The organism is Microbispora rosea, assembly GCF_900156315.1.
GTDB classification, from domain to species: Bacteria; Actinomycetota; Actinomycetes; order Streptosporangiales; family Streptosporangiaceae; genus Microbispora; species Microbispora rosea.
Genome location: NZ_FTNI01000001.1, coordinates 148,091 through 168,959 on the forward strand (window position 1 = coordinate 148,091; position 20,869 = coordinate 168,959).

A 20,869-nucleotide genomic window follows, 5' to 3' on the forward strand; every position below is an offset into this window, starting at 1 on the left:
TTGTCCCAGGCATTCCCTTTCCGGACATCCCTCACAGGAGGGACGGAAGGTCCCTCATGCCGGGGAGGGCGAAGATGGCTCCCCACCGTGACGCCGCGCGTTCCGGCCGCCGCCTAACCTGCCGGGCATGCGAGCGGCCATCGAAGTAATCGGATTGCGCAAGCGCTACGGGCGCACTGTGGCGCTGGACGGGATGTCCTTCACGGTGCTGCCGGGCCGGGTCACCGGTTTCGTCGGACCCAACGGCGCGGGCAAGTCCACCACGATGCGGGTGATCCTCGGCCTCGACGCGGCCGACGAGGGCTCCGCGCTGGTCGGCGGCCGGCCGTACCGGAGCCTGCGGGCTCCTCTGTGCCAGGTCGGTGCTCTGCTGGACGCCGCCGCGCTGCAGCCGTCCCGTACGGCGCGCAACCACCTGCTGTGGCTGGCCCACTCCCAGGGGCTGGGCGCGCGGCGCGTCGACGCGGTGATCGAGCAGGTCGGGCTGGGGGCCGTGGCGCGGCGCAGGGCGGGCGGGTTCTCGCTCGGCATGCGGCAGCGTCTCGGCATCGCCGCCGCGCTGCTCGGGGATCCGCCCGTCCTCATACTGGACGAGCCGGTCAACGGCCTCGACCCGGAGGGCGTCGTGTGGATCCGCGGCCTGCTGCGGTCACTGGCCGCCGAGGGACGCGCGGTGCTGGTTTCCAGCCACCTGATGAGCGAGATGCAGGACATGGCCGACCACCTCGTGGTGGCGGGCCGGGGGCGGGTTGTGGAAGACACGAGCGTCGCCGACCTGATCGCCGCCGCCTCCGACGGGCGGGTCACGCTGCGCACGACCGCGCGTACGGAGGCGATGGAGGCACTGGCCCGCGCCGGCGCCAGGGTTGCCGTCCAGGACCGCGACACGCTCACCGTTTCCGGGCTGGAGGCCGGGCGGATCGTCGCCCTGCTCGGCGCGAACGACGTGCCGTTCTCGGAGGTGGCCGCGCACCGCGCCTCGCTGGAGGAGGCGTACATGGAGCTGACCAGGGACGCGGTCGAGTTCCGCGCCACGATCCCGCGAGACGGGACGGCGACCTCATGACGGACCCCTCGACGGTCATGACAGACCCCACGACGGGCGGGCGCGACGGCTTTCCGCACCTGGTCCGTGCTGAATGGACCAAGTTCAGGACCGTACGCGGCTGGGTGGCCGGCATGACCCTCGCCGTGGTGCTCGTCGTGGCGCTGGGGCTGCTGTCCGCGGCGGGCAGCCACGCCTCCTGCGGCATGGGCGGCGTCGAGACCGCCTGCACGCTCACGACCGGGCCGGGCGGTGAGGCGGTGAGCGACCGCTTCTTCTTCGTCCACCGCCGATTGGACGGCGACGGCTCGATCACCGTGCGGGTGGACTCCATGACCGGGCAGATCCGGCTCCCCGACACCGTTCCCGGGGTGCGCAGGGTGGTGGCCGGAGTGGTGCCGTGGGCGAAGGCCGGGATCATGGTCAAGGACGGCGTCCGGGAGGGCGCGTCGTACGCCGCGGTGATGGTCACCGCCCGGCACGGCGTGCGGATGCAGCACGACTTCACCGAGGACGTCGCGGGCAGGTCCGGCGGCGTCTCGCCGGGGTCGCCGCGCTGGCTGCGGCTGACCCGGTCGGGCGGCACCCTGACCGGCTACGAGTCGGTGGACGGCAGGCGGTGGACCGTGGTCGGCACGGCCCGTCCGGCCCATCTGCCGGCCGCGGTGGAGGCCGGCATGTTCGTGGCCTCCCCGGGCGACCTGACGGTGAGCAGAGGGGATCTGGGCGGCGCCTCCGTCCAGGTCCGGTTCACCGAGGCGACCGCCGTCTTCGACCAGGTCCGGGTGGAGGGCCGGGCGGGCGGCACGTGGAGCCATGACGACGTCGGCGTCGCGTACGAGGCCGACGGCAGGACGCCCCACCACCCGGGCCGGTTCACCGAGTCCGGCGGAGCGTTCGCGATCACCGGGGTGGGCGACGTCGCGCCGAGCGTAGACGGCATGCGGATCGAGAGCACGCTCTCCGGCCTGGTCGCCGGGCTGGTCGCGGTGATCGTCGTGGCGGTGCTGTTCGTCAGCGCGGAACACCGGCGGGGCCTGTTCCGCACCACTCTGCTGGCGGCACCACGGCGGGGCCGGGCGTTCGCGGCCAAGGCCGTGGTCGTCGGCGCGGTGGCCTTCGCCGCCGGCCTCGCCGCCGCCCTCACCGTTCCCCTCGGCGCGCGCGTCCTGCGGGCGAACGGCAACGCCGTCCTCCCGGTGAGCACGTTCACCGAACTGCGGGTCGTGGCCGGTGTCGCGGCGCTGACGGCCGCCGTCGCGGTCCTCGCCCTCGCCTGCGGCGCCCTGGTGCGGCGAGGCGCGGCGGCGGTCGCCGCGGTGGCCGGGCTGGTCGTGGTGCCGCACATCCTCGCGACCGCCTCCGTCCTGCCCCCGGAGGTGGTGCGGTGGCTGCTGCGGCTCACCCCGGCGGCCGGGTTCGCGGTGCAGCAGAGCGTTCCGGAGTACGCCCAGGTGCTCGGCTACTACAGCCCCCAGGGCGGCTACTATCCGCTGCCGCCCCTCGCCGGGCTCGCCGTGCTCTGCGGCTATGCCGCACTCGCTGCCGTCCTGGCCGCCGTACGCATCCGCAAGGGGGACGCGTGAGACGCGAGCTTCGCGCGGAGTGGACCAAGGCGCGCACCGCACCGGGCACGGCGTGGCTGCTGTCGGCCGTCGTCGTGCTCACCGCCGCCGCGAGCGCCGCCGTGGCCGCGACCGTCTCCTGTACGGCGGGGGGCTGCGACCAGGACGTCCCCCGGCTCGGCCTCGCCGGGATCCAGGCGGGCCAGGCGGCCGTGGCCATCATGGCCGTGTTCGCGGTCACCGGCGAATACGGCAGCGGCATGATCGCGACGACGTTCGCGGCGATGCCGCGCAGGGGCCGGGTCCTCGCCGCGAAGGCCGCCGTCCTCACCGGCCTGACGCTGGCCGCCGGGACGGTCGCGGTGCTCGCGTCCGTGCTGGCGGCGCGGCTCATCCTGCCCGGCAACGGGTTCACGGCCGCCAACGGCCACCCGCCGCCGTCCCTGGCGGACGGCCCGACGCTGGGCGCGGCGGCGGGCACGGTGCTCTACCTCGCGCTGATCGCCCTGCTCAGCCTCGGCGCCGCCACCGCCTTGCGGGACTCCGCGACCGCGGCCGGCGTGGTGTGCGGCGTGCTGTACGTGCTGCCGCTCATCCCGCACATGCTCGCCGACCCGGGCTGGCGGCGGCTGCTCTGGCAGGCCACGCCGGCGAACGCCGGGCTCGCGATCCAGACGACCACGCACCTGGACGATCTCCCGCTCGGCCCGTGGGAGGGCCTCGGCGTGACGGCCGCCTGGGCCGCCGCGGCGTTGCTCGGCGCCTGGCTGCTGGTCCGCACGCGCGACGTGCGGGCTTAGGGGCGCTCGCGCCAGCGGTTGGTGATGGGCAGGCGGCGGTCGCGGCCGAAGTTCTTGGGCGTGATCTTCGGGCCCGGCGGGTACTGACGGCGCTTGTACTCGGCCAGGTCGACCAGGCGGATGATCTGCGTCACCAGCTCGGGGTCGTGACCGGCCGCGACCAGCTCGTCGCGGCCCATGTCCCGCTCCACGTAGTCGCGCAGCAGCCGGTCGAGCACCTCGTAGGGCGGGAGCGAGTCGGTGTCGCGCTGGTCGGGCCGCAGCTCCGCGCTCGGCTCCTTGGTGATCGAGTTCTCCGGGATCGGAGGCCGCCCCGGCTGGGCGTTGCGCCACTCCGCGAGCTTCCAGACCACGCTCTTGAGCACGTCCTTGATGGGGGCGAACCCGCCCGCCGAGTCGCCGTACAGGGTGGAGTAGCCGGTGGCCAGCTCGCTCTTGTTGCCGGTGGTCAGCACCAGGTGGCCGTGCTCGTTCGACAGGCTCATCAGCAGCATGCCGCGCACCCGGGCCTGCAGGTTCTCGGCCGCAAGGCCGTGCAGCTCGATCTCCTTCTCGAACGCCGCGACGATGTCGGCGATCGGCACCATCTGCGAGTCGACCCCCTGGCGGCGCACCAGCTCCTCCGCGTCGGTGATCGAGTGGTCCGAGGAGTAGCGCGAGGGCATCAGCACCACGTGCACCCGCTCGGGCCCGACGGCGTCGGCGGCGATCGTGGCGACGAGGGCGGAGTCGATGCCGCCGGACAGGCCGAGGATGACCGAGCGGAAGCCGTTCTTGCGCACGTAGTCGCGCACGCCGAGCACGAGCGCGTGGTAGATCTCGGCCAGGTCGTCCAGCCGCTCGGCGACGACCGGCGCCTCCGGCTCGTACGGCTCGACCGGCGCGGCCGACAGCAGCACCCGCTCGACCGTGATGACCGTGCCGTCGTGCGCGTCGTGGCGGGACTCGCCGAGCTCGCCCGCGCCCTCCGGGAGCTCCAGGTCGGTGACGAACAGGTCCTCCTCGAACTGCGGCGCGCGGGCGACCAGCTCTCCGGAGGCGTCCACGATGAGCGAGTCGCCGTCGAAGACGAGCTCGTCCTGCCCGCCGACCATGTTCACGTACGCGAGAGCGCAGCCCGCCTCGCGGGCCCGCCGCGCGCACAGCTCCAGCCGCACGTCGTCCTTGTTCGTCTCGTACGGCGAGCCGTTGGGGACGACGAGCAGGCCGGCGCCGGCCTCGGCGACCACCGACACGGGACCGCCGTCCTGCCACAGGTCCTCGCACACGGCCACGGCGACGTCCACGCCGTGCAGGCGGAAGATCGGTAGGCGGTCGCCGCGCACGAAGTAGCGATACTCGTCGAACACCCCGTAGTTCGGCAGGTGGTGCTTGGCCGACTTCGTGACCACCCGGCCCTCGTGGAGCAGGGCGACCGCGTCGAGCGGGGCACCCTTGGGCTGTCCCACGCGCGGGGCGAGGTCGGCCCGGTCGAGGTAGCCCACCACGACGGGGAGATCGCCGAACCCCTCGTCGGCGAGCCGCATGGCCGCCTTCGACAGCGCCGTGATCGACGCCTCGACGAACGACGACCGGAGCACCAGATCCTCGGCGGGGTAGCCGGTCAGGAACATCTCGGGGAACACCACGAGGTGCGCGCCGCGCCCGGCGGCCCTGCGGGTCCACTCGACGAGCATGTCGGCGTTGCCGGTGATGTCACCGACGACCGGATTGGTCTGGGCGAGAGCGATACGCAGTTGAGCCACGGTCCCACCCTAAGGTGTCCGATTATTTGTCGTCAAAGCGACGATAAGGGTCAGGCGCCGGGCGATCCGGGGCTGACCAGCCCTCTCTCGTACGCGAGGACCACGAGCTGGGCGCGGTCGACCAGGCCGAGGCCGTGCAGCAGCGCCGTGACCTCGTCGGCGACCTCCTGCTCGGGTACGGCGAGCGTCATCGCGATCTGCCGGTTGGTGAAGCCCCGGGCGACGAGCTTGATCAGGTCGAGGTCGGAGTCGGACAGGCCCTCCGGCGCCGCCGGGTCGCGCCGCCCCGCGAACGCCGCGATGAGGTGCGTGGTGACCGCCGGGTCGAGCAGCGCGTCACCCGCGACGGCCGCCCGGACCGCCGCGATGAGCTGCTCGGGCGCCGAGGTCTTCAGCACGAAGCCGCTCACCCCCGCCCGCAGCGCGGCGTAGAGGTTCTCGTCGGTGCCGAAGGTGGTCATCATGATCACCTTTGGCGGCGCCTCCGCCGCGAGGATCCGCCGGGCCGCCGCCAGGCCGTCCAGGCGCGGCATCTGGATGTCCATGAGCACGACGTCGGGCCGCACCGACTGGACGAGCGCGATGGCCTGCTCGCCGTTCTCCGCCTCGCCGACGAGGTCGAGCCCGGGCTCGCTGTCGAGGATCACCTTGAGACCGGTGCGCACCAGCGCCTGGTCGTCGGCGACCAGCACGCGCAGGGCCGCCACGCCGGAGGCCGCCCCCGCCCCCGCCGTACCCGCCGGTGCCGACACCGCGGAGGGCCCGCCCGGCAGCGCGTCCGCGGCCGGACCGGGGGCGTCCAGATGCTCCGCCTGGACGAGGATGTCCTGCTCAAGCCGCTGCAGGGTGGGGCCGAGGTCGAGCCCGAGTTCGTCGCGCAGCGCCTCCCGGGCCCGGCGCAGCGCGCCGAGCGCGTCACCCTGCCGGCCGGCGCGGTAGAGCGCGAGCGCCAGCAGCCGCCAGGCCTCCTCCCGCAGCGGGTGCGCCGACGCGTGCGCCTCCAGGTCGGGGATCATCGGGCCGGTGCGCCCCAGCCGCAGGGCGGCGTCGGCGCGGCGCTCCACGGCGAGCAGGCGAAGCTCGTCGAGCCGCGTGGCCTCGGTCTGCGCCCAGGCCAGCTCCTGGAACCCGGCGAGCGCGGGCCCGCGCCACAGGGCGAGGGCCGTCTCCATCCGCTGCAGCGTCACGGCCGGGCCCTCGTGGTCGCTCTTGACCAGGTGCTCGAAGTGCCAGGAGTCCACGTTCTCGACGTCCGCCCGCAGCGCGTAGCCGGGCGGGGCCGACACCAGGACGCCGGCCTCCTCGCGCGGTGCGCGGTTCGGTTCGAGCGCCCGGCGCAGCCGGGACACGTACCCCTGGATCGTGGACAGCGCCTGGGCGGGCGGCTCGCCGGGCCACAGCTCGTCGATCAGCATGCTCACCGGCACGGCGCGTCCTCCGGCCACGAGCAGCCGGGCGAGCACGGCCTGTTGCCGCTGGCCGCCCAGGTCGAGCGTCTCGCCATCGGAAAGCGCCTCGAACGGCCCAAGAGCACGAAAAGTCACCATCGCACGGTAAGCGTAGAGGCAGCGGCCGTCCCGGTCGTGCCACGCGGCTCTCGGTTGGGTCACGAGGCGGGCGGGCGGCGCTCAGGCGGTGAGCGGGAAGCGCGCCTCGACGACCGTGCCGCCGGTCCCGGGGGCGGTGACCACACAGCTTCCGCCCAGTTCGGCGGCGCGCTCGCGCATCGAGGACATGCCGACCCCCGCGCGCAGCCGGGCGGGCGGGCCGATGCCGTCGTCGGTGACCGTCACCCGCAGTTCGCCGCCGCCGTTCCCGGCCGGGAGACGAGTGACGCGGACCTCGACGCGGGTGGCCCGCGCGTGGCGGCGCACGTTGTTCAGCGCCTCCTGCACGATGCGGTACACCGCGACCTCCACGGCGGCGGGCAGCCCCGCGAGTTCGCCGTCCACCCGCACCGAGACGCCCTCGACGCCGTCCGTACCCGCGGGCAGCGTCTCCTCCGCCAGCGCCCGTACGGCTCCCTCCAGCCCGAGGTCGTCGAGGGCCGGGGGACGCAGGCCGTACACGAGCTCGCGGATGTCGCCGGCGACCGCGTCCATGCCGACCCGCAGGTCCCGCAGCAGGTCGTCGGCCGTCCCCGGCGACGTGGACAGGTTGATCCTGGCCATGTTGATCGTCATCGCCATCGCCCCGAGCGTCTGGCCGAGCCCGTCGTGCAGGTCGCGGCGCAGCCGCCGCCGCTCCTCCTCGCGGGCGGCGAGGATGCGCTCGCGCGAGCGCTGGAGGTCGGCGGCCATCCGCACGGCGTGGGCGACGTCGGCCACATAGGGGAGCAGCGTGGACAGCACCCGATCGTCGTGGGCGGCGGCGAACCGCCGGGCCCCCGGCGGGCCGACGAGCAGCCGGCCCACCGGCTCGCCGTGCCAGACCAGCGGCACCTCGCGCGGCGACGGCCCGACCTGGCCGCTCTCGACGTACCGCGGCCTGCCGTCGGCGATCTCGACGGCGACCCCGTCCACGGCCAGGCCCTCACGCACGACCGTCACCACCGACGCCAGCGCGTCGGCGGGATCGGCCCGCCGCACCTCATGCGTGAGCCGTTCCGCGAGCAGCGCGGGATCGCCCACCCTGCCGTAGAGGGCGCGATCGACCACGCGTTGCAGGACGCGGCGCAGCGGCTGGAAGAACGCGCCGGCGAACAGCGCCGCCACGAGGCCGCCCACCTGGTGGTATCCGGACACGACCAGGCTGGAGACCGCCCCGGCCCCGAAATAGACGGCGCTGATCGCCCCCAGGAGCCCGGCGGTGACGAACGTCCGGCTGATCACCGTGTCGATGCCGTACAGCCGGTAACGCAGCGCCGCGAAGAGGATCGCGAACGGGATGAGCGCCGTCCACAGCGTCGCGGGCAGCCACATCGCGGGGCCGAGCAGGTACAGCGCCACGTACACCGCGAAGACGGACAGCGGCCAGGCGATCTGCCGGCGCGTCACCGGGTCGGCGCGCCGCAGCCGGAGCGCGAGCGAGGCCAGCGCCGCCACCACGCAGGCCTGGATCACGTACTGCAGGACGTCCCAGACCGTGGCGTAGTAGGGGAGGAGGGCCCTGACCTGCAGCGGGTTGTGGATCACCGCCGGCCAGGGGTAGCCCACCGGATCGGGATCGGGCCGCAGCAGCCCCAGGACGACCTCGGCGGCCGTGGCGACGGCGCCGGCGGCGAGGACCACGCGCCAGCCGCGGGAGGGGAGCCTCCCGGTGGGGGAGTGGAGCGGAACCATGACCGCCAGCAGCAGGCCCGACACCGCCCAGCAGGTCAGCTGGACCGCCCGGGCCGTGGCGGCCGCCCCCATGTCGCCCTGCGAGGCCCAGTGGAACATCAACGCGGTGAAGGCCACGTTGCCCGAGCCCAGCAGACCGCCCACCCAGATCAGCCAGGCCACGCTGAGCCGGGGCCGCTGGGACAGCAGGAACGCTCCCGTGAGCGGGAACGTGAGCGCGACGCCGAAGTCCGGCGTCAGCGGGGGGTGCGGCTGCCACTCCGCGGGGATCCGGACCTGGACCAGCACCCCCACGAGGGTCAGGGCCAGTGCCACGGCCGCCATCGCCCAGGCCATCGTCCGCACGGGAAAGGCAGGGGGGTTCTCGTCCATGCTGGGATGGATTATGTCCCGTCCCGTTCGCCCCCGCCAGCAACCCCCACCCCACCCCCTCCCCTTCCCCCGTGATCTTGTAATTTGAAAAACTGCATGATCACCGACGATGAACGTCCAGGTCGGGCGGCGCTGTGCGACAAACTACAAGATCACGGTGATGGTGAGGGGGAGGGGCGGCGGCGGATGGCGCGGCCGATGAGGAGCTGGCCCGCCGCCGCGAGCAGGCCGAGGCCGCCGAACAGGGGCCACACCAGGCCGGGGGCGTCGGCCAGCAGCCGGGTGCCCACCAGGGGCGCGAGCAGGGTTCCGGCCGACCAGGACAGGCCGTACAGGCCCGAGTAGCGCCCACGCAGGTGGGGCGGCGCGAGCGTCGCGACGATCGCCCCCGGGATCCCGGCCGTGAGCACCTCGCCGAGCGTCCAGACGGCCACGGCCGCCGCGTGCCCGGCCGCCGACGACGCCAGTGAGGTCACCGCGAATCCGACGCCGACGAGCGCGAACCCGGATGCGAGGACCTTGGACGAATCGAACCGGGCCAGCCACGCGTTGGTGAGCGGCTGGACGACCACGATCAGCAGGCCGTTGACCGCCATCGCCATGCCGTACGCGCTCGCGGGCAGCCCCTGGCCGGTCATGGCGAGCGGCAGCGTGGTGTAGCCCTGCAGGTAGACCAGCGAGTACGCCAGGTTGCCCAGCACGAAGACCAGCATGAGCCGGTCGCGCAGCACGTCGGCGAACCGGCCGGGCAGCGCGTCCTCGCGGGCCGGGCGGGTCTCCGGGATCGCCCGCCACACGAGAAGGCCGAAGATCAGGCAGGTCACGGCGTCCACCCAGAACAGCACGGTGAAGCCCGAGTGGGCGAGCCACCCGCCCGCCACCATGGCGACGGAGAAGCCGAGGTTGATGGCCCAGAACAGCAGCCCGAACGCCCGCGGCCGGTCCTCCGGCGGCACCAGGTCGGCGACGATCGCCTGCGAGGCCGGGCGGTAGGCGTCCACCACGATGCCCAGCACGAACATGCCCGCGACGAGCCCCGGCACGCTGGTGGTGTAGCCGAGCGCGACCATGGTGACGGCCGTGGCGACCATGCCGCCCGTCAGCGTGATCCGGCGCCCGAGGCGGTCGGCCAGCCACCCGGCGACCGGCTGCGACAGCAGGGACCCCACGCCGAACATCGTCATGACCAGCCCGGTGGTGGCGAGGGAGACGCCGCGCGCCTGGGTGAGGTAGATGCCGATGAACGGCTCCACCATCGTGCCGAGCCGGTTGACGAACGTTCCGCCGAACAGCACCCAGAACGGCCGGGGCAGGCCGCCGACCTTCGACTGGATGAAGCCGGTCCTGCTGATCACAGTGGTCACGGGCGTCCACTCTTGGACACCGGGGCCGCGCCGTGCCAATCTTTTAGCCCTGGCTAAAACATGGGGGTCGATCGTGGCGGTGGAGTGGCGGTTCACGCCGGACGACGTGGCGCGGCTGCGCTTCGCGTTCTCCCCGATGTGGGAGCTGGTCGCCAGCCTCCGGGTGCTGCGCGCCCCCGGCCGCCACTCGCTGCACCTGCCGTGGCTGCGGGCCGTACGGCCGCGCCTGCGCGAGGTGGACCTCACCGATCTGTTCGCGCTGGTCCCGGTGACCGGCTATGTACCCGACTTCCTCACCCCGCCGCCCGACACCCCGCTGCCGGACTTCGCCGCCGAGCTGGAGCGGGTGCGCGCCACGCCGCCCGGCACCGCGTACGAGGAGATGGTCTGGGTGCAGACGCCCGATCCCGCGGCGCTGCGGCGGTTCGCCGACGACCCGGCGGAGGGCGTGCGGCGGGTGGCCGACCAGCTGCGGGCGTACTGGTCGGTCGCGCTCGAGGAGTTCTGGCCGAGGATCAGCGCGCTGCTGGAGGGCGACGTCATGTGGCGGGCCCGCACGCTGGCGGCCGGGGGAGTGCGCGAGCTGTTCGCCGACCTGCACCCGGGCGTCGCCTGGCACGGCGACCGGCTCGTCACGGCCAAGAACTGCGCCTACGACGGCGACCTCGGCGGGGACGGCCTCGTCCTCGTGCCCAGCGCCTTCTCCTGGCCCGACGTCTGGGTGATGTACGAGCCGTACTCGCCGATGCTGTGCTACCCGGCGCGGGGCGTCGGGACGTTGTGGTCGGACGGCACGCCCTGCACGCCCGAGGCGCTGGCCGCGCTCATCGGCCGCACCCGGGCGCAGGTGCTCGCCGCGCTGGCCGAGCCCGGTTCGACCAGCGGGCTCGCCCGGCGGCTCGGCCTCACGCCGGGCGCGGTCAGCCAGCACCTCGCCGTGCTGTCCGACGCGGGCCTGGTGGCGCGGCGGCGCCTCGGCCGCGAGGTGCTCTACCGGCGGACCCCGATCGGCGAGTCGCTCGCCGCCGTCTCCTGATCACTCCGCTGATCACTCCGCGTCCGGCAGTGCGGGCACGGAGGGCAGCCGGGCGGTGACCGTCGTGCCGAGGCCGGGTTCGGAGCCGACGGCGCAGGTGCCGCCCAGCTCGGCCGCCCGCTCGGCCATCGAGCTCATGCCCACGCCCGACCGGCGGCCCGGCGGCAGTCCCACGCCGTCGTCGGCCACGACGACCCGCAGCTCGCCGTTCCTGTGCAGGACCACCCGCACCCGCCTGGCCCGCGCGTGCTTGCGCGCGTTGGTCAGCGCCTCCTGCACGATCCGGTAGGCCGCCACCTCCACGGCGGCCGGCAGCCCCGACATGTCCCCGGTCACCTCGACCTCCGCGACCGACTCCGCACCCGCTGCCAGGCCGGGGCGCGCCTCCTCCACCAGGGCGCGCACGGCTCCCGCCAGCCCGAGGTCGTCGAGCGCGGGGGGACGCAGGCCGTACACGAGCTGGCGGACGTCGGCGGTGACGCTGTTCATGCCCTCGCGCAGGTCCCGCAGCAGGGTGTCGGCCGTCTCGGGGGACCGTTCCAGGCTGTGGCGGGCCATGTTGATCGTCATCGCCATCGAGGCGAGCGTCTGCCCGAGCCCGTCGTGCAGGTCGCGCCGCAGCCGCCGCCGTTCCTCCTCCCGCGCCGTCAGGATGCGCTCGCGGGAGCGCTGCAGCGCGGTGGTCAGCGACACCGTGTGCGCGGCGTCGGCGACGTACGGCGCCAGCACCGCGATCACACGTTCGTCGTGTGCGGCGGGGAAACGGCGCCTGTCGGGCGGGCCGATGAGCAGGCGGCCGACCGGCTCGCCGTGCCAGACCAGCGGCATCTCCCGCGCCACGGGAGCGGGCCGCCCGCTCGTCGTGACGATCCCGTCGATCTCCACCGCGATGCCGGTGACCGACAGACCCTCGCGCAGCACCTCCAGGGCGGCCAGCAGGGCGTGCGCGGGGTCGGCGTGCTGCAGCCGCCGCCGCAGCCCGGCGGCGAGCGCGAGCGGGTCGCCGCGCCTGCCGTACAGCGCGCGGTCGACGAGGCGCTGCAGGCCGCCGCGGATCGGATGGAAGAACGCCCCGGCGAACAGGGCCGCGGCCAGGCCGGCGAACCGGTCGACGCCGGACAGGATCAGGCTGGAGCCCGCTCCGACGAGCACGTAGACGGCGGCGACGACGCCGGCCAGGCCCGCGCCGACGAGGGCCCTGCTGATCAGCGTGTCGATGCCGTACAGCCGGTAGCGCAGCACGGCGACCGCGATCGCGGCCGGCACCAGCGGGAGCGTGAGCGAGGCCGTCCACCAGACCGGATGGCCGATCACCCAGGGGATCACCACCCCGGCCATGGCCATCAGCGGCCACAGGATCTGGCGGCGCTCGATCCCGTCGGCCCGGCTGAAGCGGACGACGAGCGAGGAGAACGCCAGCGCCATGCCCACCGCGACGACCGTGTGCGCCACCTGCCGGGCACCCTGGTAGTACGGCGCGAAGGCCGCCACCTCCAGCGCGTTGTAGCCGGTGCGCACGCTCGACGGGGCGATCAGCGAGCACAACCAGTCGAGGGCGAGGGCCGTGGCGGTCACGGCCCCGGGCACGCACCACCGCTTGGACAGGATGCGCCCGGTGGGATAGAGCAGCGGCAGCAGCACCCCGAGCGCGTACGTCGTGAGGTTCCACACGCCGTCGGCGAACACCCAGAGCGGGTGGATTAGCGGATGGCCGCCGTTCTGGACGAGCAGGGTCGCCGTGTTGGCGGCGAGGATGTTGGCGGCCGAGCCCAGGCCGCCCAGGCACAACAACCAGCCGAGCAGCAGCCGGGGCCGCGAGATCACCAGCAGCGCGCCGAAGATCGGAAATGTCGTGCCGGCCACGTCCTCGGGCGCGAACGGCAGCGGCGTGTAGGGGGAGTCGGGCAGCTGGGCGGTCACCCAGATGTCGGCGAGCTCCAGGCAGATCGACACGCCCGCGATCGCCACCGCGACGGCGGGCCCGAGGACCCGCACCCGGCCCGGCCAGTCGAGCGCCCGCAGCCGCCGGAGCCGGGGTTCCGCGGAGTCGAGCAGCGGTCGTGCCACGGACGTGGGCTCCTTCGGGTCGGGCACCGGCATGCCGGGAAGGTAGTGCGCACGGGTCGACACCCGATCAACACCGGATCAACAGCAACGACGACCGGGCCGCGAAGTTTGTTCTGTGTGACGTTCGTCACCATCCGCGTCCGTGCCGCCGGGCGGCGCCGCCGTTCCCCGCAGTGGTGATCCGCAGGACCGCCGGCTCACATCCCCTCGTAACCCCTGTGAAACACTCAGCAGGCAGACTGGTAGGCGACCAGACCTGTGACTCCGTGAGGTACGCCTTGGACCGCCAGCAGGAATTCGTGCTCCGCACGCTCGAAGAGCGAGACATCCGGTTCATCCGGTTGTGGTTCACCGACGTGCTCGGTTTCCTGAAGTCGGTGGCGATCGCGCCCGCCGAGCTGGAGGGCGCCTTCGCCGAGGGCATCGGCTTCGACGGCTCGGCCATCGAGGGCTTCTCCCGGGTCTACGAGTCGGACATGCTGGCCAAGCCCGACCCGTCGACGTTCCAGATCCTGCCGTGGCGCAGCGAGTCTCCGGGCGCCGCCCGCATGTTCTGCGACATCCTGATGCCGGACGGCTCGCCGTCGCACGCCGACCCGCGCTTCGTGCTCAAGCGGACGCTGGCCAAGGCGGCCGACATGGGCTTCACGTTCTACACCCACCCCGAGGTGGAGTTCTTCCTCCTGCGCAACCGGCCGGAGAAGGGCGACAAGCCCCAGCCCATCGACGAGGGCGGCTACTTCGACCACACGCCGCACAGCGCCGGCCACGACTTCCGCCGCAACGCGATCATGATGCTGGAGTCGATGGGCATCTCGGTGGAGTTCAGCCACCACGAGGGCGCGCCGGGCCAGCAGGAGATCGACCTCCGCTACGCCGACGCGCTGACCACGGCCGACAACATCATGACGTTCCGGCTGGTCATGAAGGAGGTGGCGCTGGAGCAGGGGGTGTGGGCCTCGTTCATGCCCAAGCCGTTCACGGACTTCCCCGGGTCCGGCATGCACACCCACATGTCGCTGTTCGAAGGCGACCGCAACGCCTTCTACGAGCCCGGCGCCGACTACCAGCTGTCCAAGATCGGCCGGTCCTTCATCGGCGGCCTGCTCCGGCACGCCGCGGAGATCACCGCCGTGTGCAACCAGTGGGTCAACTCCTACAAGCGGCTGTGGGGCGGCGCCGAGGCGATCGCCGGGGCCGGCGGCGAGGCCCCCGCGTACATCTGCTGGGGGCACAACAACCGCTCCGCGCTCGTCCGCGTGCCCATGTACAAGCCGCACAAGGGCGGCTCGACCCGCATCGAGTTCCGGTCGCTCGACTCCTCCTGCAACCCCTACCTCGCCTTCGCCGTCATCCTGGCCGCCGGGCTCAAGGGCATCGAGGAGGGGTACGAGATGCCTCCGGGTGCCGAGGACGACGTGTGGGCGCTCACCAGCGCGGAGCGGCGGGCGCTCGGCATCCAGCCGCTGCCCCAGTCGCTGGACGAGGCGATCGTGGCGATGGAGCACAGCGAGCTGGTCGCCGAGACGCTGGGCGAGCACGTCTTCGACTACTTCCTGCGCAACAAGCGCGCGGAGTGGCAGGATTACCGCCGCCAGGTGACCGAGTTCGAGCTCGGCCGCTACCTGCCCGTGCTCTGACGGGGTCACCGCGTCACCACGGCGTTACAGGCTGCAAATCTTTCTGACACTCTCGTCTGTTTGGCTGGTCCCTACGCCGGAACAGTAAAATCGGCTCACTTGTTACGACTTTTGTGGGTGAGCCGTATCAAGACGTGACTCAGGGAGGGCGTGGCCATATGACGGCGGCTGCGGGGCTGCAGACCGTTCTGACGGTACCGAAGCGTTTCCGGGGACCCGAGGGCACCGCCAACGGCGGCTGGATCGCGGGGACTCTCGCCGGCACGCTGACGGGAGGCGGTCACGACTCGCCGGTGGAGGTCACCCTTCGCAGACCGGTGCCGCTGGAGACCGCCCTGTCGGTCGAGCACGTCGGCAACGCCGTCGTTCTCAGCCAGGGCGACAGTCACCTCGTCGAGGCGATTCCCGTCGCCGAGACGCTGACGCCGCCGCCGTTCGTGCGGTTCACCGACGCGGCCCGTGCGGAGGCCGGCTTCCCCGGCAGGCACGGCCACGCCATCGCCGGCTGCTTCGCCTGCGGCCTGCGCGAGCCGGGCGACGGACTGCGGATCTTCCCCGGCCCGGTCGAGAACCCGGAGGACGGCGCCGAGCTCGTGGCCGCGGGCTGGCGGGTGCCGTTCAACGTGACCGACGAGCAGGGCGTGGTCCCCGACTCGATCGTCTGGGCGGCGCTGGACTGCGCCACCGGATGGGCGCACTACCGCAGCTTCCCGGACCGGCAGCCCATCCAGCCCCCGCTGCTGGGCCGGCTGACCGGGCAGGTGTTCCGCCGGGTCTATCCGATGGGCCGATACTCGGTCGTGGCCCGGGCGGAAGGCCGTGACGGCCGCAAGCTGTTCGGCACGAGCGCGGTCTACGAGGTGGACGGCGCGCTCGTCGCCGCCGCCAAGGCCACCTGGATCCTGCCCCGCCAGTGACCCGGCTCCGCTGCTGACACGGCCCGGCGGGTGACGCCGGGCCGCACCCGGGTCAGGCCGACGGCTGCCGTTCCCGCACGAAGGGACGACCGCTCACCCGGTGAGGCGGGCGGCCACGACCGCGGCGCAGCGGGGGTCGAACAGGATCGTGTAGTGGTTGCAGCCGGGCACGACCTCGTCGCGGAGGCCGGGCAGGACGGCGGCCCACCGCGCGGTGAGGTCGTCCGGGAGCATCCCGACATCCTGGTTCAGCAGCCCTCGCGGCGCGCGGAGCAGGAGCGGCGCCGGTTCGAGGGCCTTCAGCGCCGTCCCGATCGCCTCGTGCTCGGTGAGCAGCCAGCGGCCGTCCTGCCGTACGGCGTCCTCGCGGGCGCGTGAGCGGACGGGGCCGTCCGGCCCGGCGGCGTCGTAGCGGACGTACTCCTCGATCAGCGGGGACCAGTCATGGGCGAGCGCGGGATGGGCGCGGAAGAAGTCGAGGTAGGCGTCGACGCTCGGATAGGTCTGGGAGAGCCGGACGATGGCCGGGCCGAGCGTCGCCTCCAGCACCTCGTCGGGGTCGGCGCCGGGCGGCAGCGGCAGCGGCAGGCCGCCGTCCACGAGCACCACCCGGGCGTAGCGCCGGTGCGCGCCGTGCAGCGCCGCGACGTAGGCGCCCATCGAGTGCCCGGTGAGCACGCTCGTGTCGTCGGCGCCCACATGCTCGGCGACCCGTTCCAGGTCCTCGGCGTGCCGGTCCAGGCCGTACGGGCCGGGCAGATCGGCGCTGTGGCCGCGCCCGCGCAGGTCCACGGCGACCAGCGACCAGCCGGGCGGCAGCGCCTCGGCCACCGCCCGCCACGCCATGAGGGAGGCGGTGATGCCGTGCGCCGCGATGATCAGGCGGGGACCGCCGCCGAACCTGGCGATCCGCAGCCGTCCGCCGGGGACGGCGACCTCATCGATGTTCATGATTCGGACTGTACGGTACGACCCTCTCCGGTATCGCCTGTCCTGATATGTGTCTTTAAGATCTCCCCTATGGGTGAACGTCTGATCGTCATCGAGCACGAGGCCGAGGCCGGTCTGGGCTGCTTCGCCGGTCGGCTGGAGGCCGCGGGCGTCGAGGCCGAGGTCGTCCGGCCGTACAAGGGAGAGCCGGTGCCCGGCCGCGCCCCCGCCGGGCTGCTGGTCCTCGGCGGCGCCGCGGCGGCCTGGGACGACGAGGGGTACGGCTGGCTGCCGGCCACCAGGGACCTGATCGCCCGCGCCGTGGACGAGGGCGTGCCGACGCTCGGCATCTGCCTCGGCGCCCAGCTCATGACCATGGCCTGCGGCGGGACCGTCGAGCGCGGCGACGCGGGCCTGGAGATCGGCCTGGGGGAGATCGAGCCGCTGCCCGAGGCCGCCGCCGACCCGCTGCTGTCCGCGCTGCCGTCCGGCCCGGTCCGGGCGATCCAGTATCACTACGACGCCATGACCACCCTGCCCGAGGGCGCCGTACGGCTGGCCACCGGCGCGCGCTACGCCAACCAGGCGTACCGGCTCGGCGACCGGGCCTGGGCCGTGCAGTTCCACCCGGAGGCCACGCCGGAGATCTTCGCCTCCTGGACCGGCGGAGGGGACCTGCCGCCCGAGCGGGCCGGGGAGCTGAACGCGCAGGTCGAGGCGGCCGGCGACGAGCTGAGGCGCACCTGGGGGAAGTTCGCCGAGGCGTTCGCGGCCCAGCTCACCCGGCGCTGACATGCACCGACAAGGGCCGACATGAGTGGAGAGGCGCGCGCGGAAAACGCGTGATGGGCCGATTACGCAGAGAAACCGCTAAGGACGCGCACAACGCGGAGGGTTAGCGTGTGCGCTGAGCCCGGCGGGCGCCGGGCGGTGACATCCGAGGTCGGCTCCGCCGCAGGGGGCCGATCTCTGCGAGGAGGCTTCCGACCCATGTGTACGGTTACTGGGAAGGTTCGTCTCGGGGGGCCGACGTGATCGACGTCGGGGTGGAGGAAGGAACGGTGAACGCCGCGCCTCGGATACAGACGACGGCAGGGCGCCTCGCGGCGCTCGGATTCGCCGACGGTGCGCGGGCCGAACGGCTGCTCGACGAGCTCGGCCCCGAGGCGGTCGGCGACCTCGCGCTGCTCGACGACCTCGTCGGGGCCGCGGACCCGGATCTGGCGCTGACCACGCTGAGCCGCCTGGTCGAGCGGGACCCGAGCGTGCTCGGAACGTTCCGCGCCGACCCGGACCTGCGCCGCAGGCTGCTCGGTGTGTTCGGGCTCAGCGCGGCGCTCGGCGAGCACGTCGTGCGGCACCCGGAGTGCCTGCCGTCGATCCAGTGGACGCGATGGCCTGCGCTCGGCGACCTGCGCGAGGAGATGCTGCTCGCGGTCGGGGCGGACCCGGACACGGCCGAGCCCGTCGCCGAGCCCGCGGCCGACGGGGTCACCGCCGGGCCGGGCACACCGAGCACCTGGGGCACCTCGGGCACCTCGGGCACGCCGGGACCGGCGATGGAGGCGCTGCGCGTCGCCTACCGGAACCGCCTGCTGCACCTGGCCACGCGGGACGTGACCGGCGAGTGCACCCTGGCCGAGGTCGCCGCCGCGCTGGCGGACCTCGCCTCGGTCGCGCTGGAGGCCGCCCTCGCCGTCGCCAGGGCCGAGGTGGCGGACGCGGGCGACGTACGGCTGGCCGTCATCGGCATGGGCAAGTGCGGAGCCCGCGAGCTGAACTACATCTCCGACGTCGACGTCGTCTTCGTGGCCGAGCCCAAGGAAGGCGTGGACGAGACCAAGGCGCTGCAGACCGCCACGCGCCTCGCGCAGGGCATGATGCGGGCCTGCTCGGCGAGCACCCCCGAGGGCGCGCTGTGGGAGGTGGACGCCAACCTGCGACCGGAGGGCAAGATGGGCCCCCTCGTCCGCAGCATGGAAAGCCACCTGGCCTACTACCGCAGATGGGCCAAGACCTGGGAGTTCCAGGCGCTGCTCAAGGCACGCCCGGTCGCGGGCGACCTGGAGCTCGGCCAGCAGTACGTCGCCGCGGTCAACGAGCTGGTGTGGCAGGCCGCGGCCCGGCCCAAGTTCGTGGAGGACGTGCAGTCCATGCGCCGCCGCGTGGAGGCGCACGTGCCCGCGGGCGAGGCCGACCGGCAGATCAAGCTCGGGCCGGGCGGGCTGCGGGACATCGAGTTCGCCGTCCAGCTCCTCCAGCTCGTGCACGGCCGCTCCGACCCGCTGCTGCGCCGCAGGGCCACGCTGTCGGCCCTCGCCGCCCTCTCCAGGGGCGGCTACGTCGGGCGCGACGACGCCAAGGCGCTCGCCGAGGCCTACACCTTCCTGCGCCAGGTCGAGCACATGCTCCAGCTCCACCGGCTGCGCCGCACCCACGTGGTGCCGGCCGACACCGCCGACCTGCGGCGGCTCGGCCGGGGGCTCGGCATGACGACCGACCCGGTGGGGGAGTTCACCACCACGTGGAAGCGGCACGCGCTGGAGGTGCGGCGGCTGCACGAGAAGCTGTTCTACCGCCCGCTGCTGCAGGCCGTGGCCCGGCTGCCGGAGACCGAGGCCCGCCTGTCCACGGCCGCCGCCACCGCGCGGCTGGAGGCGCTCGGCTACGCCGACCCCGAGGGGGCGCTGCGTCACATCGCCGCGCTCACCAGCGGCGTCTCCCGCCGGGCGGCCATCCAGCGGACGCTGCTGCCGGTCATGCTCGGCTGGTTCGCCGACGCCCCCGACCCCGACGCGGGACTGCTCGGCTTCCGTCAGGTGAGCGACAAGCTGGGCACCACGCCCTGGTATCTGCGCCTGCTGCGCGACGAGACCGCCGTGGCCGAGCGCCTCGCCCACCTGCTCGGCACCAGCAAGTACGTCACCGGGCTGCTGCTGCACGCCCCCGAGGCCGTCGCGATGCTGGGCTCGCCCGCCGAGCTCGCCGTACGGCCCGCGGCGACGCTCGCCGCCGAGGCGGCCGCCGCGGTGGGCCGCCACGCGGAGGACGCCGAGACCGCCGTCGCCGCCGTGCGGGCGCTGCGCCGCAGGGAACTGCTCCGCACGGCGTGCGCCGACCTGTCGGGGCTGATCGACATCGAGGAGGTCGGCCAGGCCCTCTCGTCGCTGAACGACGTCACGATCCAGGCGGCGCTGGACACCGCGATCAACAAGGTCACGCTGGAGCGGCGGGCTCCGTTCCCGACGCGGATGGCCGTGATCGCCATGGGCCGCCTCGGCGGCCTGGAGAGCTCCTACGCCAGCGACGCCGACGTCATGTTCGTGCACGCGCCGCTGCCGGGGGCGGCCGAGCGGGACGCGACCGGCGCCGCCCACGCGGTGGCCGAGGAGACGCGCAGGCTGCTCGCGCTGCCCGCCCCCGACCCGCCGCTGCAGATCGACGCGGGGCTGCGGCCGGAGGGGCGGCAGGGGCCGCTCGTGCGCACGATCGCCTCCTACCGGGCCTACTACGACCGCTGGGCCTCGCATTGGGAGGCCCAGGCGCTGCTGCGGGCCCGGTTCTGCGCCGGCGACGCCGAGCTCGGCCGCGAGTTCGTCGCGCTCGTCGAACCGCTGCGCTACCCGGCCGGGGGGATCTCCGCCGACGCCGTACGCGAGATCCGCAAGCTCAAGGCGCGCATGGAGGCCGAGCGGCTGCCGCGCGGGGCGGACCCGGCCCTGCACACCAAGCTCGGCAGGGGCGGGCTGAGCGACGTGGAGTGGGTGGCCCAGCTCATCCAGTTGCGGCACGCGGGAGCCGTGCCCGCGCTGCGTACGACGCGTACCTTGGACGCGCTGCGCGCGGCGGCGGGGGAGGGCCTGCTCGACCCGGCCGACGAGGAGGTGCTCGCGCAGGCGTGGCTGTTCGCGTCGCGCATCCGCGACGCCCTCATGCTGGTGCGCGGGCGGGCGGCCGACAGCATCCCGACCCCGGTCAAGGAGCGCGTGCTGCTGGCCCGGGCGCTCGGCTATCCGCTCGAGGGCACCGAGGACTTCGTCGAGGACTACCGGCGCGCCACCCGGCGGGCCCGGGCCGTGGTGGAGCGTGTCTTCTACGAGGACTGAC

14 protein-coding genes are annotated in these 20,869 nt (G+C 73.6%); 8 read left to right on the plus strand and 6 right to left on the minus strand.

Translation table 11 applies throughout. From position 1 onward, the window contains the following. Window positions 1-127 precede the first annotated feature (127 nt). The 3 genes from BXA11_RS00680 to BXA11_RS00690 are packed head-to-tail and all read left to right on the plus strand — an operon-like array spanning window position 128 to window position 3,410. The gene (locus tag BXA11_RS00680; protein ID WP_076431898.1) at window positions 128-1,066 is read left to right on the plus strand and encodes an ABC transporter ATP-binding protein; all 939 of its coding nucleotides are present in this window, start codon (window positions 128-130) and stop codon (window positions 1,064-1,066) included. Then, entirely contained in the window at window positions 1,063-2,631 is a 1,569-nt protein-coding gene (locus BXA11_RS00685) for a DUF1349 domain-containing protein (RefSeq protein ID WP_076431900.1), read from the plus strand. The genes BXA11_RS00680 and BXA11_RS00685 overlap by 4 nt, the downstream gene beginning before the upstream one ends. Next, the gene (locus BXA11_RS00690) at window positions 2,628-3,410 is read left to right on the plus strand and encodes an ABC transporter permease subunit (RefSeq protein ID WP_076431902.1); all 783 of its coding nucleotides are present in this window, start codon (window positions 2,628-2,630) and stop codon (window positions 3,408-3,410) included. The genes BXA11_RS00685 and BXA11_RS00690 overlap by 4 nt, the downstream gene beginning before the upstream one ends. Here the strand turns inward: BXA11_RS00690 and BXA11_RS00695 are convergent. From BXA11_RS00695 to BXA11_RS00710, 4 genes are all read right to left on the minus strand, one after another. Continuing rightward, on the minus strand, window positions 3,407-5,155 hold the full coding sequence (locus tag BXA11_RS00695; protein WP_076431904.1) for an NAD+ synthase: 1,749 nt from the start codon (window positions 5,153-5,155) through the stop codon (window positions 3,407-3,409). The two genes, BXA11_RS00690 and BXA11_RS00695, sit on opposite strands and share 4 nt — an antisense overlap. 50 nt (window positions 5,156-5,205) lie before the next feature. Then, window positions 5,206-6,702: a BTAD domain-containing putative transcriptional regulator gene (locus BXA11_RS00700; RefSeq protein WP_076431906.1), complete on the minus strand. Its 1,497-nt coding sequence runs from the start codon at window positions 6,700-6,702 to the stop codon at window positions 5,206-5,208. Window positions 6,703-6,783: 81 nt separating this feature from the next. Then, window positions 6,784-8,808: a sensor histidine kinase gene (locus BXA11_RS00705; RefSeq protein ID WP_239104787.1), complete on the minus strand. Its 2,025-nt coding sequence runs from the start codon at window positions 8,806-8,808 to the stop codon at window positions 6,784-6,786. Window positions 8,809-8,960: 152 nt separating this feature from the next. Beyond that, entirely contained in the window at window positions 8,961-10,172 is a 1,212-nt protein-coding gene (locus tag BXA11_RS00710) for an MDR family MFS transporter (protein WP_204053472.1), read from the minus strand. A gap of 73 nt (window positions 10,173-10,245) precedes the next feature. Between BXA11_RS00710 and BXA11_RS00715 the strand changes: the two genes are divergently transcribed. Further along, window positions 10,246-11,208 (plus strand): ArsR/SmtB family transcription factor, encoded by a 963-nt coding sequence (locus BXA11_RS00715; protein WP_030508185.1) that lies wholly within the window; start codon window positions 10,246-10,248, stop codon window positions 11,206-11,208. 12 nt (window positions 11,209-11,220) lie between these two features. Here the strand turns inward: BXA11_RS00715 and BXA11_RS00720 are convergent, their stop codons facing one another. After that, window positions 11,221-13,308, minus strand: coding sequence for a sensor histidine kinase (locus BXA11_RS00720; protein ID WP_083743904.1), 2,088 nt, complete (start codon window positions 13,306-13,308; stop codon window positions 11,221-11,223). Window positions 13,309-13,553: 245 nt separating this feature from the next. On the opposite strand from BXA11_RS00720, the gene glnA reads away from it, so the two are divergent. After that, entirely contained in the window at window positions 13,554-14,915 is a 1,362-nt protein-coding gene (gene glnA / locus BXA11_RS00725) for a type I glutamate--ammonia ligase (RefSeq protein ID WP_076431909.1), read from the plus strand. 158 nt (window positions 14,916-15,073) lie between these two features. Continuing rightward, window positions 15,074-15,832, plus strand: a complete 759-nt coding sequence (locus BXA11_RS00730; RefSeq protein ID WP_030508182.1) for a hypothetical protein — start codon at window positions 15,074-15,076, stop codon at window positions 15,830-15,832. A gap of 93 nt (window positions 15,833-15,925) precedes the next feature. On the opposite strand, the gene BXA11_RS00735 is transcribed toward BXA11_RS00730, so the two are convergent. After that, on the minus strand, window positions 15,926-16,783 hold the full coding sequence (locus BXA11_RS00735; RefSeq protein WP_076431911.1) for an alpha/beta hydrolase: 858 nt from the start codon (window positions 16,781-16,783) through the stop codon (window positions 15,926-15,928). 69 nt (window positions 16,784-16,852) lie between these two features. Between BXA11_RS00735 and BXA11_RS00740 the strand changes: the two genes are divergently transcribed. Together BXA11_RS00740 and BXA11_RS00745 are read left to right on the plus strand one after the other, a co-directional pair. Further along, a complete protein-coding gene (locus BXA11_RS00740) occupies window positions 16,853-17,554 on the plus strand; it encodes a type 1 glutamine amidotransferase (protein WP_076431912.1) in 702 nt (233 codons plus the stop codon). A gap of 269 nt (window positions 17,555-17,823) precedes the next feature. Continuing rightward, window positions 17,824-20,868 carry a bifunctional [glutamine synthetase] adenylyltransferase/[glutamine synthetase]-adenylyl-L-tyrosine phosphorylase gene (locus BXA11_RS00745; RefSeq protein ID WP_076432413.1) on the plus strand — a complete coding sequence of 1,015 codons (3,045 nt, stop codon included), beginning with the start codon at window positions 17,824-17,826 and terminating at the stop codon, window positions 20,866-20,868. Window position 20,869 lies beyond the last annotated feature (1 nt).